The 15,310-nt window shown below is 49.7% G+C and carries 12 protein-coding genes; 11 read left to right on the top strand and 1 reads right to left on the bottom strand.

Annotation, left to right across the window (positions count from 1 at the left end; translation table 11 throughout):
• Window positions 1–58 precede the first annotated feature (58 nt).
• The 11 genes from GWC95_RS05640 to GWC95_RS05590 all read left to right on the top strand — a co-directional run bounded on the left by GWC95_RS05640 (window position 59) and on the right by GWC95_RS05590 (window position 14,225).
• The gene (locus GWC95_RS05640) at window positions 59–1,648 is read left to right on the top strand and encodes a Na+/H+ antiporter (RefSeq protein WP_161817721.1); all 1,590 of its coding nucleotides are present in this window, start codon (window positions 59–61) and stop codon (window positions 1,646–1,648) included.
• Window positions 1,649–1,737: 89 nt separating this feature from the next.
• Window positions 1,738–2,499, top strand: coding sequence for a PE-PPE domain-containing protein (locus tag GWC95_RS05635; RefSeq protein WP_161817720.1), 762 nt, complete (start codon window positions 1,738–1,740; stop codon window positions 2,497–2,499).
• Window positions 2,486–3,742 carry a hypothetical protein gene (locus GWC95_RS05630; protein ID WP_161817719.1) on the top strand — a complete coding sequence of 419 codons (1,257 nt, stop codon included), beginning with the start codon at window positions 2,486–2,488 and terminating at the stop codon, window positions 3,740–3,742. Before GWC95_RS05635 ends, GWC95_RS05630 begins: the two co-directional genes overlap by 14 nt.
• A 171-nt stretch (window positions 3,743–3,913) precedes the next feature.
• Window positions 3,914–4,297 (top strand): hypothetical protein, encoded by a 384-nt coding sequence (locus GWC95_RS05625; RefSeq protein WP_161817718.1) that lies wholly within the window; start codon window positions 3,914–3,916, stop codon window positions 4,295–4,297.
• A gap of 120 nt (window positions 4,298–4,417) precedes the next feature.
• Window positions 4,418–5,500, top strand: coding sequence for an efflux RND transporter periplasmic adaptor subunit (locus GWC95_RS05620; protein ID WP_161817717.1), 1,083 nt, complete (start codon window positions 4,418–4,420; stop codon window positions 5,498–5,500).
• 24 nt (window positions 5,501–5,524) lie between these two features.
• Window positions 5,525–8,692 (top strand): efflux RND transporter permease subunit, encoded by a 3,168-nt coding sequence (locus tag GWC95_RS05615; protein ID WP_161817716.1) that lies wholly within the window; start codon window positions 5,525–5,527, stop codon window positions 8,690–8,692.
• Window positions 8,685–10,112 (top strand): TolC family protein, encoded by a 1,428-nt coding sequence (locus GWC95_RS05610; protein WP_161817715.1) that lies wholly within the window; start codon window positions 8,685–8,687, stop codon window positions 10,110–10,112. Before GWC95_RS05615 ends, GWC95_RS05610 begins: the two co-directional genes overlap by 8 nt.
• A gap of 236 nt (window positions 10,113–10,348) precedes the next feature.
• The gene (locus GWC95_RS05605) at window positions 10,349–11,572 is read left to right on the top strand and encodes an alkaline phosphatase family protein (RefSeq protein ID WP_161817714.1); all 1,224 of its coding nucleotides are present in this window, start codon (window positions 10,349–10,351) and stop codon (window positions 11,570–11,572) included.
• 171 nt (window positions 11,573–11,743) lie between these two features.
• Window positions 11,744–12,232: a CinA family protein gene (locus GWC95_RS05600; protein WP_161817713.1), complete on the top strand. Its 489-nt coding sequence runs from the start codon at window positions 11,744–11,746 to the stop codon at window positions 12,230–12,232.
• Window positions 12,233–12,362: 130 nt separating this feature from the next.
• Window positions 12,363–13,529 carry a zinc-dependent alcohol dehydrogenase gene (locus GWC95_RS05595; RefSeq protein ID WP_161817712.1) on the top strand — a complete coding sequence of 389 codons (1,167 nt, stop codon included), beginning with the start codon at window positions 12,363–12,365 and terminating at the stop codon, window positions 13,527–13,529.
• A 258-nt stretch (window positions 13,530–13,787) separates the two neighbouring features.
• The gene (locus tag GWC95_RS05590) at window positions 13,788–14,225 is read left to right on the top strand and encodes a response regulator (RefSeq protein ID WP_161817711.1); all 438 of its coding nucleotides are present in this window, start codon (window positions 13,788–13,790) and stop codon (window positions 14,223–14,225) included.
• A gap of 65 nt (window positions 14,226–14,290) precedes the next feature.
• On the opposite strand, the gene GWC95_RS05585 is transcribed toward GWC95_RS05590, so the two are convergent.
• Window positions 14,291–15,058: an oxygenase MpaB family protein gene (locus GWC95_RS05585; protein WP_161817710.1), complete on the bottom strand. Its 768-nt coding sequence runs from the start codon at window positions 15,056–15,058 to the stop codon at window positions 14,291–14,293.
• Window positions 15,059–15,310: the final 252 nt, after the last annotated feature.

Here is a 15,310-nt window from a genome sequence, read left to right as displayed (position 1 = left end):
CGTATGGCGTGGTTTAAAAATGATTATTTAAATTCCGGCATCAACCAATCCTTTTTTCATGCATACCATTCTCCCGTTTCTTCTCGCCATGGTTGCGGCGATCGTTTTGCTGGAACTGCTCGCCGCGCGGATGCGGATCGCTTACCCGATCCTGCTGGTGATCGGCGGACTGGCGGTAAGTTTTATTCCCGGTTTGCCGATGGTAAGGGTAAACCCCGACCTGATCTTTTTTATTTTCCTGCCGCCCTTGTTGTTCGAAGCATCGTGGAGCATTTCGTTCAAGGAGATGAAAAAATGGTGGCGCATCATCGGGAGCTTTGCCTTTCTCGTGGTTTTCTTTACGGCGCTGTCGGTGGCCATCGTGGCCAATCATTTTATCCCCGGGTTTACGCTTGCGCTTGGTTTTTTACTGGGCGGGATCACCGCTCCGCCCGATGCAGTGAGCACCGGTGCACTTACAAAATTTGTACGTATACCCAAATCAACCACCGCTATACTGGAAGGAGAGAGCCTGCTGAACGATGCATCTGCATTGATCATATTTCGCTTTGCACTGGTGGCCGTTGGCACCGGGCAGTTTGTTTGGCACCAGGCGGTTGCGAGCTTTGTTTGGATGGTGACAGGAGGAGTGGCGGTTGGACTGACCGTTGCCTGGATCTTTATCAAGCTGCATAAAGTACTCCGTACCACGGCCGCATCAGACATTGCACTCACCATCATCGAACCGTATTTTGTGTATTGGGTGGCAGAGAAACTGCATTGCTCGGGTGTGCTTGCCGTGGTGAGCGGGGGACTGTTCATGTCTGCCAAACGGCTCGAGTTTTTGAACAGCGCCAGCCGTATACAGGGGTATAATGTTTGGGAAAGTTTTGTTTTTATCCTGAATGGATTGGTATTCCTCATCATCGGGCTTGAACTGCCAGAGATCGTGGAAGGGTTGAAGGGCGAGGGCATCCCGTTGCGCACGGCGATAGGGTATGGGTTGGTGGTGGTAGCCGTACTGATCGCAGCGAGGGTGGTAAGCGCTTACATTGCGATGCTTTCCACTTATCTCTTCCGGCGAAGCGTGGTATCGCGGCTCAACTGGCGGCGATCGTGGAATACGTTTTTCTTTTTGCCTTTCACCCTGGGATGGTCGGGCATGCGTGGTGTTGTGTCACTGGCCGCCGCCTTGTCTATTCCCATCACCATGGACAACGGAACGCTGTTCCCTCAACGCAACCTCATCCTCTTCATCACTTTCGTGGTCATACTTACAACGCTTGTGGTGCAGGGGCTTACGCTTCCTTTCCTGATCAACCGGACACATGTGTTCGAAGAACTGCTCAACGAAGATGCGGAAGCCGAAACGCGCCGGAAAATGAAACACGGCTTGCGCAAACACATCCATCAATTTCTTGAAAACAGGTACCAGAGCGATCCTGCAGGCCATGCAGGTATGGAACACTTTATCAAATTATGGGAAGAACGCGCAGAGGCGCCCGACAGCCGGATGGATAAAAAGAACAAAAAAATATTCATCGAGCTGCTCGAAAGCCAGCGGAAATACCTGACCGATCTGAACAAAGATCCTAAAATAGACGAAGAAATCATACGCACACAATTGTACCAGCTCGACCTGGAAGAAGAAAGGCTGAAGATCATTTAAACGGTGTTTCGTGTGAACGGTTTGCGCATTATCAACCAGGGGATAAGGCATGAATTTTGAACAACACCTTACAACCAACAACAACTCATATGCCCAGCAGGCTTTTATTTGCCGTTGTTCTTTTTTGTTTAAACGGGCCGGTTGTGCAGGCCCAGGATCAGCGATTGAAAGTTCCGCCTGCTGCAACGGTGCTCAGTTTATCGGGGTTGAATTTCAACCTGTACAATCACATGCCGGGTATGTTCCATGGTTATTTTTCCAAACCGCCTTACAGGATGGTGAAAGTAAAATACCCGGCGAGCATTGCGCACAATTCGATCGGCAAGGGAGTGGAGGCGCTTGATGCGGCGGTAAGGTCAACACCCGGGCAAAAAATCGTAATCGCGCACAGCCAGGGCGCGCAGGTTTGCTCGCGATGGATGCGTGAACACGCGGATGATCCCACTGCACCGGGGCCGGGCGAGTTGATGTTCATTCTCACAGGTAACCCCTTGCGCGCAACCGGCGGATACATCATCGGCCGCAAGGAAGTGGGTGGAACCACCGGGTTGCCCACTCCAACCGGCACACGCTGGAAGATCATCGATTTTGCAAGACGGTACGATGGCTGGGCAGATTGGGTGCAGGATGAAAACAACAAGCTTGCCGTAAAAACCGCTAACCGCGGCAAACAGACCTTTCACCTGAATTATGATGACGTTGATTTTTTTTCTCCCTCAAATGCCGTGTGGACGATCGGCAACACCGATTTTGTTTTGACCTTTGAAGAAAAGCTGCCCATACCCACAGCATCCCGTGCCGAAGTGGAGGCCGCGTATACCAACCGGCCCAAAACCATTGCCCGACAATAATGACGGGCGCGGCATCAAACCGCTGTTGAACAGCAATGCGGCGAATAGAGAACGCATCGCCAAACATTGTATTTTTACGTTGATGAGATACCTGTTCATTCTTCTTTTTCTTTTAAGGCAATCCACGCTGCAGGCAAACGACACCCTGGTTATGTCGAAGCTGCTGCAGCGGATAGAAGCGCTTCAGCCAAGAGAAAACGGTGTGTTCCCGCAGGGTTCCATTCCTTCTTACCGGATGTATGCGATGAATAAAGACAGGTTCAAAGCAGACATCAACCCTTTTTTTTCAGCCCTGGTTGGATTTACCCTGCGTAACCTGGAAGACGGGCTGAGCCCGTCGCAACAGCGGCAGGCTGCGCGCATCATCGCAAATACATTGCCGTCGTTTGCAAAATTTATCAACAGGAAGGGACAGGGTACCTATAATTTCTGGCCCACAGACACGCCAAAGATCTTCCCCAATGCAGGATGGATGAACTGGTTCGATAAAAAACAGGCGCTGCCGGATGACCTTGATGATACGGTGATCATTTTACTTGCCCAGCAGGCAAACGATTCCACGGCCAAAGCGATCCATGCGCTGATGCAGGAGCATGCCAACCATACCACCGGGAAAATCAGGAACACGTTCCCGGAATACAGAACGCTGAAAGCTTACTCAACCTGGTTCGGTAAAAGGATGCCGATCGATTTTGACGTGAGTGTGTTGTGCAACGTGCTGTATTTTGTTCAGACGTACAATCTCCAATGGACCGAAGCAGACTCTGCGAGCCTTTTCCTGATCGAAGATGTGATCAGGACAAGAAAATACATCAACCAGCCCGGGCTGGTATCCCCGCATTATGCAACCACGCCCAACATCCTGTATCATATATCAAGGCTGATGTCGGTGAAACCCATACCCGCACTCGATGCGCTGAAGCCACAATTGATCGATGCTGCGCGGCAGCAGCTGCTTTCGGCAAGAACATTCATGGATGAAGTGATACTCGGCACCGCCCTCCTGCGCTGGAATGAAGTGCCGCCGCAAACCGCACCGCACCATGCCCGTTCACTGGAAGAACTGGTAGAAGACGAGCGTTTTGCCTTCTTCATCGCAAACATGTCGTCGCTGCTTCCCGATCCTTACCGGAAATGGATCGCATCGTTAAAGGTTACAAGGTTTGATTATTACAGCCCAGCCTATAATAATGTTTTGTTGCTGGAACACCTTGTTTGGCGAAGCAGGCTAAAGAATAATTAGGAATTAGGAATTAGGAATTAGGAATTAAGAATTAGGAGCAATTAATTATTAATTCCTAATTCCTAATTCTTAATTGTTATTTAAGTCTGTTAACACGAATTAACACCCGCCTTCACCGAAATTAGTTTGCGGCTTTCAAAGTTTTCCTAATTTCGGCGCGGAATTATCAAGATGAGACTAACGCTACTACTTTTTTGCCTCTTTTCAATACTCGGTGGATGCGCTGCATCATCGTGTCATGGGGTGGTGGTTCCCAAGCTCATCCGTTTTTCTGAAAAACAACATTCTACCCTCCAGTTTTCTGCTCACCAGTCTGCGCATGGCGCTGTTCTTGCCAACGACGATGCGTCTGCATATTTTGTTGCAGATGATATAGAAGAAGACGACGACAGGGAAAATCTCTCTCTCAAAAAATACTACTTGCAGGCCAACGATGCGTTTGCCTCTGCACAGCTGGCTTCCTTAAGCCGTATCCTCCGTTTTGGTTTTGATGATGCGTTGGTGCCATCCGAATCATCCCGCAAGTACATTTCGCTCTGCACATTCAGGGTCTGATCATTTTATTCCCGTTACCGTTCCGGCTGTCATCATATTCTATTCTTCGCCGGTATTTGGGCCTGTAGCGCGCAGCGCGCGGCCTGCAGCAAAGTATCGCTTACATTTTTATTTATCAATATGAAAAGAATCATCGCATGTGCAGGGTTGTTTGCCCTTGCCTACCTCACGGGCTGTAAGCCTCATGAAACAGAAAAAGAAGAAGCCGTTAAGTATACGGCTACCACCCCGGCAAGGATGGATACTTCGTTCGAGAAACAATATGTTTCGCAGATCCGCTCCGTGCGCAACATCGAGATCAGGGCGCAGGAAAAAGGGTTTCTGCAGGACATTTATGTCGACGAGGGGCGCTTTGTAAAAGCAGGCCAGCTCCTCTTCCGCATCATGCCCAAGGTTTACGAGGCCGAACTGCAGAAAGCAGAAGCGGAGGTGCGTGCGGCAGAGATCGAGTTCGACAATGCAAAGAGCCTTGTGGCCAAGAATGTGATCTCGAAGAACGAACAGGCCATGGCGCAGGCAAAACTCGACCAGGCAAAGGCAGAAACGGCGCTCGCCAAACTCCATCTTTCCTTCACGGAAATACGCGCACCGTTTGATGGTTATATCGACCGCCTCCCTAAAAAATTAGGAAGCCTGATCGATGAAGGCGAATTGCTTACGAGCCTTTCAGACAACAGCCAGATGTTCGCCTACTTCAATGTATCAGAGCCCGAGTACCTCGATTACCAGACCAACGTAAAGAACCGCGGCAGCAACAAAGTGGGCCTTTTGCTCGCCAACAACCAGCCCCTTCGTTACAAGGGAGAAGTGGAAACGATAGAAAGCGAATTCGACAATGAAACGGGCAACATCGCATTCAGGGCAAGGTTCGCCAATCCCGACCGGCTGCTCAGGAATGGGGAGACGGGAAAAGTATTGATGACCGTTCCATTCAGGAACGCACTGATCATTCCGCAAAAATCCACCTACGAGATACAGGACAAGATCTATGTATTCGTGATCGGCAGCGACAATGTGGTGAAATCAAGGTTGATCACCATCGCAGGCAGGTTACCAGACCTGTACATTCTTGAAAGCGGCCTGGCGGAAAATGAAAAAATATTGCTGGATGGCGTGCAGAAAGTAAAAGACGGCGATAAAGTGCAGTTCGAACTGCAGGATGCGCGGACCGTTCTTTCGCACCTCAGGTTAAAAGCAGAATAATCTTCAATCTTAATTGCAACGTTCATGTTTAATAAATTTATCCAGCGGCCGGTATTGTCGATCGTGATCTCGCTGATCATCGTTTTCCTCGGTGCGCTGGCCATCATACAACTGCCGGTTACGCAGTTTCCCTCTATTTCGCCGCCCAAGGTGAATGTGACGGCGGCTTATCCCGGCGCCAACAATGAATTGCTCATCAAGTCTGTGATCATCCCGCTCGAGCGCGCACTCAATGGTGTGCCCGGTATGAAATACATGGCCGCCGATGCGGGTAACGATGGCGAGGGAACGATACAGGTCATTTTCAACCTGGGAACCGATCCAAACCAGGCATCCCTCAATGTGCAGAACCGCGTGGCCTCTGTGGTAAACAAACTGCCGCCATTGGTGGTGCGCGAGGGTGTAAAGATCTCGCGTGAAGAATCGAATATGTTGATGTACATCAACCTTTACAGCACCGATCCGAATACGGATCAGAAATTCCTTTTCAATTTCGCCGACATCAATTTATTGTCGGAGCTGAAACGGGTTGATGGCGTTGGATATGCCGATATCCTAGGTAACCGCGAGTATGCCATGCGCATCTGGCTCAAACCCGACCGCATGCTCGCGTATAAAATTTCTGCCGATGAAGTAATGAAATCGCTAGAAGAGCAAAGCATCGAGGCCTCACCCGGCAAAACAGGGGAGAGTTCGGGCAAGCGTTCCCAATCGTTCGAGTATGTTTTAAAATACGGCGGTCGCTTCACCACGAAAGAACAGTACGAAAACGTGGTGCTGAAAGCATCGGCCGATGGCGAGATCCTGCGCCTGAAAGATGTGGCTGATGTTGAGTTCGGCAGTTCTATGTACGATATTTATTCAAACCTCAACGGCAAACCCTCTGCGGCCATCGTGCTCAAACAATCGTATGGAAGCAACGCCACGCAGGTGATCAAGAACGTTAAGGCGAAACTCGCCGAGATCAAAGCGGCTTCCTTCCCGAAAGGAATGGATTACGAGATCAGTTACGACGTGTCGAAGTTCCTGGATGCATCCATTGAGAAAGTGATACATACTTTGGTAGAGGCATTCATTCTTGTAGGACTGGTGGTGTTCCTGTTCCTTGGCGATTGGCGCTCGACGCTGATCCCAGCCATGGCGGTCCCTGTTTCATTGATCGGAACGTTTATGTTCATGCAGTTCTTCGGCATCACACTCAACCTGATCACGTTGTTTGCGTTGGTACTTGCGATCGGTATCGTGGTAGACAATGCCATCGTGGTGATCGAGGCGGTACATGCGAAGATGGAAACCAAGCACCTCTCACCGCTCCGCGCCACGCAGGAAGCGATGCACGAGATCAGTGGCGCCATCATTGCCATCACGTTTGTAATGGCTGCGGTGTTTATACCGGTTGCATTTATGTCGGGCCCTGTGGGAATTTTTTACCGGCAGTTCTCCATCACCATGGCAACATCCATCATTTTGTCGGGCGTTGTGGCGCTTACGCTTACGCCTGCGCTTTGCGTGATGATGCTGAAGAACAATCACGGCAAAGCCAAAAAGAAGGGACCGCTTACAAAGCTGCTCGATGGATTCAACAACTGGTTCAACCGCGTTACGGGGCGATACACCAATCTCCTTCGGAAAATTGTAAGCAGGCGATTGGTCACCTTTCTTTTGCTCATCGGTTTCTGCGCAGGTACATGGTACATGAGCGGCAATCTCCCTTCGGGTTTTATCCCGAACGAGGACCAGGGCATGTTTTATGCGGTGATACAAACGCCGCCCGGTTCATCGCTCGAAAGAACCAACGAGATAGCGGAGAAACTGCAGCAGGTAGCTGAAAAAGTAGACGGGGTGGCATCGGTATCGTCGCTGGCAGGATACGAGATCCTGACAGAAGGTACCGGATCGAATTCAGGTACCTGCCTGGTGAACCTGAAAAGCTGGGAGGACCGCAAACATTCTGTGCAGGAGATCATGAAGGAGCTGGAGGAAAAAGCGAAGGATATCTCAGGCGCAACCATTGAATTCTTCCAGCCGCCTGCCGTTCCGGGTTATGGCGCCGCGGGTGGGTTTGAGTTGCGGTTGCTCGATAAAGCGGGCTCAGGTGATTACAAGAAAATGGAAACGGTGAGCAATGATTTTGTGAAGGAGCTGAACAAACGCCCGGAACTTTCTTCTGTATTCAGTTTCTACTCTGCGAGTTTCCCGCAGTACATGCTCAAGGTAGACAATGAGATCGCCAAACAGAAAGGCGTGAGCATCGAGAATGCGATGAACAGTTTGTCTACGATGGTGGGCAGTAACTACGAGATCAGCTTTATCCAGTTCGGCCGCCAGTACAAAGTGATCGTACAGGCCGGTGCACAGTACCGCGCATTACCCGAAGACATTTTGAAATTGTATGTGAAGAACGACCGCGATGAAATGGTACCCTATTCTGCTTTCATGAAAATGGAGAAAGTGTATGGCCTCTCAGAGATCACCAGGCAGAACATGTACAACGCATCCGAGATCAGTGGTGCGGCTGCGCCGGGATACAGCAGCGGTGAGGCCATTAAGGCGATCAATGAAGTTGCGCAGAAAACATTGCCAAGAGGGTACGGTATCGATTGGGCGGGGATCTCGAAAGACGAGACCTCTCGCGGCAACGAGGCCGTGTATATCTTTTTGATCTGCCTGGGATTCGTATACCTGATCTTATCGGCCCAATACGAAAGTTTTGTTCTACCGCTCGCCGTGATCCTTTCCCTGCCCGCAGGTATTTTCGGGGCCTTCCTGCTGTTGAAAATAATGGGACTGGAAAACAATATCTACGCGCAGGTTGCCATGGTAATGCTGATCGGCCTGCTGGGAAAGAACGCCGTTCTGATCGTGGAGTTCGCCGTACAGCGCCACCGCGCGGGGCAATCCGTTTTAAAAGCAGCGATCGAAGGTTCGGTAACAAGATTCAGACCCATTCTTATGACCTCCTTCGCATTCATCGCAGGATTGATACCCCTGGTGCTGGCATCGGGCCCGGGTAAAGTGGGCAACCGAACGATAGGATCTGCCGCCGCAGGCGGTATGCTGCTGGGAACCCTTTGCGGCGTGATCGTGATTCCCGGATTGTATTATCTCTTCGGCAGGATCTCGGAGAAACACATTCTTGTAAAAGACGAAGAAGAAAACCCCTTAACAGAAGAAATAGACAACTATGCTTAATTCGAAGATCATAAACGGCGTGCTCATGGTTTGTATCGCGGTTGCCGGATGCAAGGCCCCCGCCATTACCGAGTATGCAGCAAATAAGTCGGTGCCCGTTTCCTATGGCAGCGGAACCGACAGCGCCAACCTCGCAACATTGCAATGGCGTAATTTTTTCACAGACCCCAACCTGCAACAGCTTATTGATACGGCACTGAAGAACAACCAGGAGTTGAAGATCACTTTGCAGGAGATTGAGATCGCGCGTGCAGACATACGCGTAAAACAGGGAGCACTTTTGCCAACCGTGGGTCTGAGGGGAGGGATAGGTGTGGAAAAAGTGGGTCGGTACACCAGCCAGGGCGCAGGAGATGCCACAACAGAAATTGAACCGGGAAAAGAAATGCCCGATCCCCTGATGGATTACGGTGTTGCCGCTTATGCAAACTGGGAAGTAGACATCTGGAAAAAACTGCGCACCTCGAAGCAGGCGGCCATAACAAGATGGCTGTCTACCCTGGAAGGAAAGAATTTTGTGCTGACAAATCTCGTTGCCGAGCTCGCAAGTTCTTACTACGAGTTGCTGGCGCTCGACAGTAAACTCGAGATCATCCGCCAGAACATCAAACTGCAGCAAGACGCGCTGGCCATTGTGAAAGTGCAGAAAGAAGGCGCGCGCGCAACAGAACTCGCGGTGCAGAAATTCGAAGCCGAAGTGTTGAAATCGCAGAGCCTGGAATACGATGTGTTGCAGGACATCAGGGAAACGGAGAACACGATCAATCTGTTGCTGGGCCGTTATCCGAAAGAAATAACAAGGGACAAAAGACTGCTGCTCGATATTGTGCCGGCAGCGGTAAAGGCCGGCGTTCCCTCGCAACTGCTTGCCAACCGCCCCGATATCAGGCAGGCCGAGCTCGAACTTGCGGCGGCAAAACTGGATGTGAAAGTGGCGCGCGCAGAGTTCTATCCATCGTTCAGCATCAATGCCGCATTGGGGTTCCAGGCGTTCAAGCCTTCTTACCTCGTGAAGTTCCCGGAATCGTTGCTGTATTCGCTGACAACCGACCTCGCAGGACCATTGATCAACCGCAATGCAATCAAGGCAGAGTTCAGCAAAGCAAGTTCGGAGCAATTGCGGGCAATGTACAATTACGAGAGAACGATCCTGAATGCCTATCTCGAGGTATCAACACGATTATCGAAACTGGACAACCTTGAGAAAGGATATGCACTCAAGTCGAAACAGGTAGACGCACTCACCCGGTCGATAGAGGTTGCAAACGATCTCTTCAAATCTGCACGCGCGGATTATTTTGAAGTGTTGATGACACAGCGCGATGCATTGGAAGCAAAACTTGAATTGATCGAAAACAGGAAAGAACAGCTTGTTGCCGTTGTAGGCGTTTACCGTGATCTTGGCGGTGGATGGAAATAAAAACAACAAGGGATAAAAAAGAAGGCAAGTAACAAGTCATCATAAAGGTAGTTTTGGTTTTCTACAGTTAGGCTAGCCGTCTGCTTGGGCGCAGGCGGCTTTTTTGTGCCTTTGAACGATTGATCAATGGCTATCATGCAAATTCCCGTAAAGAAAACCGGTTGTAAAGTCTTTGCCCATCGTTTGTCTCTTTTTGTTCACGGTTGAATAACTTAGCGCCAAGCAACAACCCTCCCATGAAAGCCCTTATCGCCCTTGCCTTCCTCGCCTTGCTTACAACAGCGCAGGCACAACAGCCAAAGAAAGTCGTGTTCATCATTGCCGATGGCATTCCCGCGGATGTGATCGAATCCGTACCGCATCCCAATCTCGACAAAATAAAAAATGCAGGGAGCTACAAGAGAGCCTACGTTGGCGGATTGAAAAACGGCTACTCTCAAACGCCAACCATTTCTGCAGTAAGTTACAACAGCCTGATCACCGGAACCTGGGTAAACAAACACAATGTCTGGGGGAACGACATCAAAGCGCCGAATTACAATTATCCCACGATATTCCGTTTGTTCAAAGATCAATATCCCGATAGGTCCATTGCCATTTATTCAACATGGCTCGACAACCGGACAAAACTTATTGGAGAAGGTCTGCCGCAGACAAAATCCATCAAAATGAACCATGCTTTTGATGGATATGAACTGGATACGGTTGCATTTCCGCACGACAAAGAAAGCTACTACATTCATCTCATCGATGAAGCAGTGGTGAACGATGCGGCGCGCTCAGTAAAGGAGAATGGATACGATCTTTCCTGGGTTTACCTCGAGTACACAGACGATATGGGGCACCGCCACGGAACCGGCCCCAGGCAGAACGAAGCCGTTGCCATGCTTGATCAACAGGTTGGAAAGATCTGGGATGCGATACAATACAGGGAAAAGAATTTCAAAGAAGACTGGCTCATCCTGGTTACGACGGATCATGGCCGCGATAGTGTAACGGGCAGGAACCACGGCGGGCAATCTGAAAGGGAGAGGACAACCTGGTTGTTCTCCAACTTAAAAACAACAAATGAATATTTCAAAAACAACCAGCCGGCGATAACCGATCTTTTGCCAACGATGGCAAGGCATCTCTCTATCGATGTTCCTTTACATACACAAAGAGAACTGGATGGCGTACCGCTAACCGGCGCAGTATCTGTTGCAAATGCAAAAGCAGCAATGGTTGGTGATTCGCTGACCGTTACATGGGATGCATTCGGTAAAAATGAAAACGTAACCCTGCTGCTCACAACCACCGACCATGCGAAAGAAGGCAAAGAAGACACTTATCTAAAACTCGCAACACTACCGGCCCAGGCGCGGCGGTTTTCGTTTGTGCCGAGGCAGAAAAATCTTTCATTGTATAAGATCCTGGTCGAGGGGAAAAACAATAGGATCAACACACGCGTGGTTCGATGATCCGTTGGTAACTGGCTGAAGAATTTGCCATGCGCCGGCCTGGATCCGGTATCCACATCATCAGCATCTCTAATTTCTCTCCGTACGCTTTCCTATTCTGCAAGCGCCGCCTTGCTGCTGTTCAATAGAACCGCGGCACAAATTTTTTTATGGGATTTAAAAAGAGGGAACATGTTCAACAAAGAATTGGTGGATGCCGTGCGTGATAAAATGATCGCCCGCAAAGAAACGCTTGCGGTGGCCGAGAGTGTTACATCGGGTTACCTGCAGGCCGCTATCTCGAATGCGAAAGATGCAAAGGATTTTTTCCAGGGAGGTATAACCGCTTATAACCTCGGGCAAAAATACCGCCACCTGCTGGTTGACCCGATCCATGCGCAGGCCTGCAATTGCGTATCGGAACAGGTTGCCGAGAGCATGGCGCTTCATGTTTGTGAGTTGTTCAAGAGCGACTGGGGTGTGGGTGTATGTGGGTATGCTGCCGCCGGAAAAGAATCAGGCGGAGAGATGTATGCCTATTTTGCAATCAGCTACGATAACAAGATCATCAACAGCGGGCGGGTGGAGAGCACAAAAAAAGAAGGAGAGGAAACACAGATCTACTTTACCGAAATCCTGTTGCAACAACTCTATGCCTATCTCCTGCAAAACCCCGACTGAGCTTCCACAATTTCTATACAGGTAAAGTTGTTCGCAGTTTAATTTCTACAAAACACGATCAAAACTGCATGGCAGGTTAATTGTGCGTGGTTTGTTGGTTCAGATAACTTAATCAACAAAAACAGATTTTATGAAAGCAGCAGTGATCCATGGGCCGCGCAACGTCCAATACGATACAGTAGACGACCCCATCATTCAGAACAACCGCGATATCATTTTAAAAGTTACCGCCACCGCCATCTGCGGATCCGACCTCCACATTTATTCGGGCGGAATCCCGCAGCCAAAGCCCATGGTACTCGGCCACGAATTCATGGGTATTGTTGAAGAAACAGGTAAGTCGATCACCAACCTGAAAAAAGGCGACCGCGTAGTGGTTCCTTTTCCCATCGCGTGTGGTGGCTGCTTTTTTTGTAAACACGATTCTCCTGTTAATTGCGAGCACTCCAACTCGAACTACGGACCCGAAGGCGGATTGCTTACCGAAAAAGGAGGGGCCCTGTTCGGTTACACGGATCTATACGGTGGATACGATGGTGGGCAGGCCCAATACGTTCGTGTACCCTATGCCGATTACGGCCCCAGGCTCGTTCCCGACAACCTTACCGATGAACAGGTTTTATTTCTCACCGATATTTTTCCTACGGGTTATACCGGCATAGACTGGGGCAACCTGCAAGGCGGCGAAACGGTGGCCATTTTCGGTTCGGGTCCCGTAGGGATCATGGCCGCAAAAAGCGCGGTGCTGTGCGGGGCCGGACATGTGATCATCGTTGATACATTGCAATACCGGCTCGATAAAGCCGCAGCCGCGGCGGGCGTTGACACTGTTCTTTGGGAAGACGATGGCAAAAATGCGATCGAATACATCCGGTCGAAAACCAACAACCGTGGCGCAGACCTTTGCGTGGAAGCGGTGGGTTTTGAACCCGACAGGACTTTTTTCGACAAGGCAAAAGCCGTGATCAACATGGAATCGGGTTCAACCAAGGTGCTGGAAGCATGCATCAGCGCAGTAAGAAGAAATGGAACGCTTTCCATACTGGGGGTGTATCCCACACCGTACGATAATTTCCCGGTGGGACAGATCTTCGACAAAGGCATCACCATCAAATGCGGCCAGGCGCCGGTGCACAAATACATTGACACATTGCTTGACCACGTGCAATCGGGCCGCGTAAGACTTGATGATGTAATAACGCACCGCCTGCCTTTGTCTGAAATAGCGAAGGGGTACGATATTTTCAAAAAGAAAGAGGACAATTGTGTGAAAGTGGTCCTGGATCCATGGAGCTAGCAGTTTGGAATGATGGATACAAGTGAGTAACAACGATTGCTGCAGTTGGCAGGTGCCGGTTTGTTCCGGTATGCTGCTTTAAGCTGCGGCAATTTTTTTTGGATCGGCCATCGGCAGTGAAAAAGTGGAACGCGTGCAACAAAAAAGCAGTGGTCATCAAAACGAAATATTTGTTTACAATTAGATGACTTTGACTGTTGCAATCCGCAGAATTAAAGTTTACCTTTACTATGCGAATCCAACCTAAAATCCAGACCGATGTCACAAACATTTCTTCTCGCCGACGATGACAGCGACGACCATGAGTTGTTTGCGGCCGCACTTGCGGAGCTGGACAGGTCGATCGTGTTTGACAAGGCGCTGGACGGCTTGCAGCTCATCAACCAGTTGATTGAACAGAAAGTGGCGAGGCCCGATATCATTTTTCTGGATCTCAACATGCCGCTGATGAATGGCTGGCGGTGTTTGGAAGCCTTGAAGAAAATTGAAGAGATAAAACACATCCCCGTAATCATCTACAGCACATCCGATCAGCAACTGGAAGAACAGAGAGCGGAGGAAATGGGCGCGCTTTGTTTCCTGAGAAAGCCGGAAAGTTTTTCAACATTGATCTCGATCCTTTCAACCATAAGTGATCACCTGCATGGTGGCTCCCTGGTAAACCTGCGTTCTGCCATACGTAAATTCAGCAGCTAAACTCCGATAACACTAAGAGAGGAAGATTTTTTGAGGCGCAACATTTATCCATCCGTCGGTTTTATTCATTTTTCATCCAGCCCGAATACCTGTTCCTTGTATTTTTTGGGAAGAAGAATGTGCTTGATCCAACGATCGCCGCGCAATTTCTTTATGATCCTGTATAGGGGAACAACGGGCCGCAGCCATTGGGTTCCGCTCATGCCGAGCAGTTCTTTGGCGCGGTTTGGCAGGATCATTTTCTGGGCATCGAGTAGCAGCGTGTATCGAACTGCGCCCAGGTGTTTGCGGTATTGCAGGTAGAGATCGCCTGTATACTTACTTTTTGTGAGATCGTTCTCGAGGTGCTGCGCGCGCGAGAGAAGCCAGTTGTTGTAATTGCCCGGGAGTTCACGCAAACCCATGCGTGTACCCATGCGGTGGAACACATCGTATACTTCTTCTTTTTCGGTGGAACTGAGTTTGCGTTCAAGCAATTCATAGGATACGATGGAATAATAGATGAGCATGTACAACACGTCGCGGTATGCCCAGTCTGGAATCTTCGCGTTGCGTGCGTTTTCGATGCCGCCATGTATCGAAGTGATTTTGTCGATGGCATGGTTAGCGGTTTCGGTCGGGGAGAAGACGATCATTTTTGCATACGCAACGGTAGAGAACAGCCGTCCCAAAGGGTCAGCCGGTAGCCTGCCGGTATAATAGAGCCAATCCACCGCCTTGTTCAGGGCAAATTCTGCGGCCGATCCTGCAAAAATAAAAAGGATGGTATCTGAACTGCCCCAGATCTTTCTTACGATCGAATCTTCTGCCACGAAATGAGTCGGTTCCTGCATAACCTAAAGGTAGACACTTATTCAGATGAGGGAGGTTTTGGTACAAATCCAACCCACGCGTAAAATGGATGAAAGGTTTTGATCGATGAATAACGGGCAGGGATGCATTTTAATCGCCCTTTAATCTCGTGGTAACCGGTAAAAATTTACATTGAAGTTCATATGATGTAAATAAAAATGTTTACATTTTTGTTACCCGGAACACCGGGATTTTTTGATTCGTCCCGGCCCGGGCGGCGGCAACTCCTGCCT

This window comes from Sediminibacterium roseum (genome assembly GCF_009939005.1).
Lineage (GTDB): Bacteria > Bacteroidota > Bacteroidia > Chitinophagales > Chitinophagaceae > Sediminibacterium > Sediminibacterium roseum.
The sequence above is the reverse complement of the archived record's forward strand: the minus strand, read 5'-3'. Positions and strand labels throughout refer to the sequence as shown.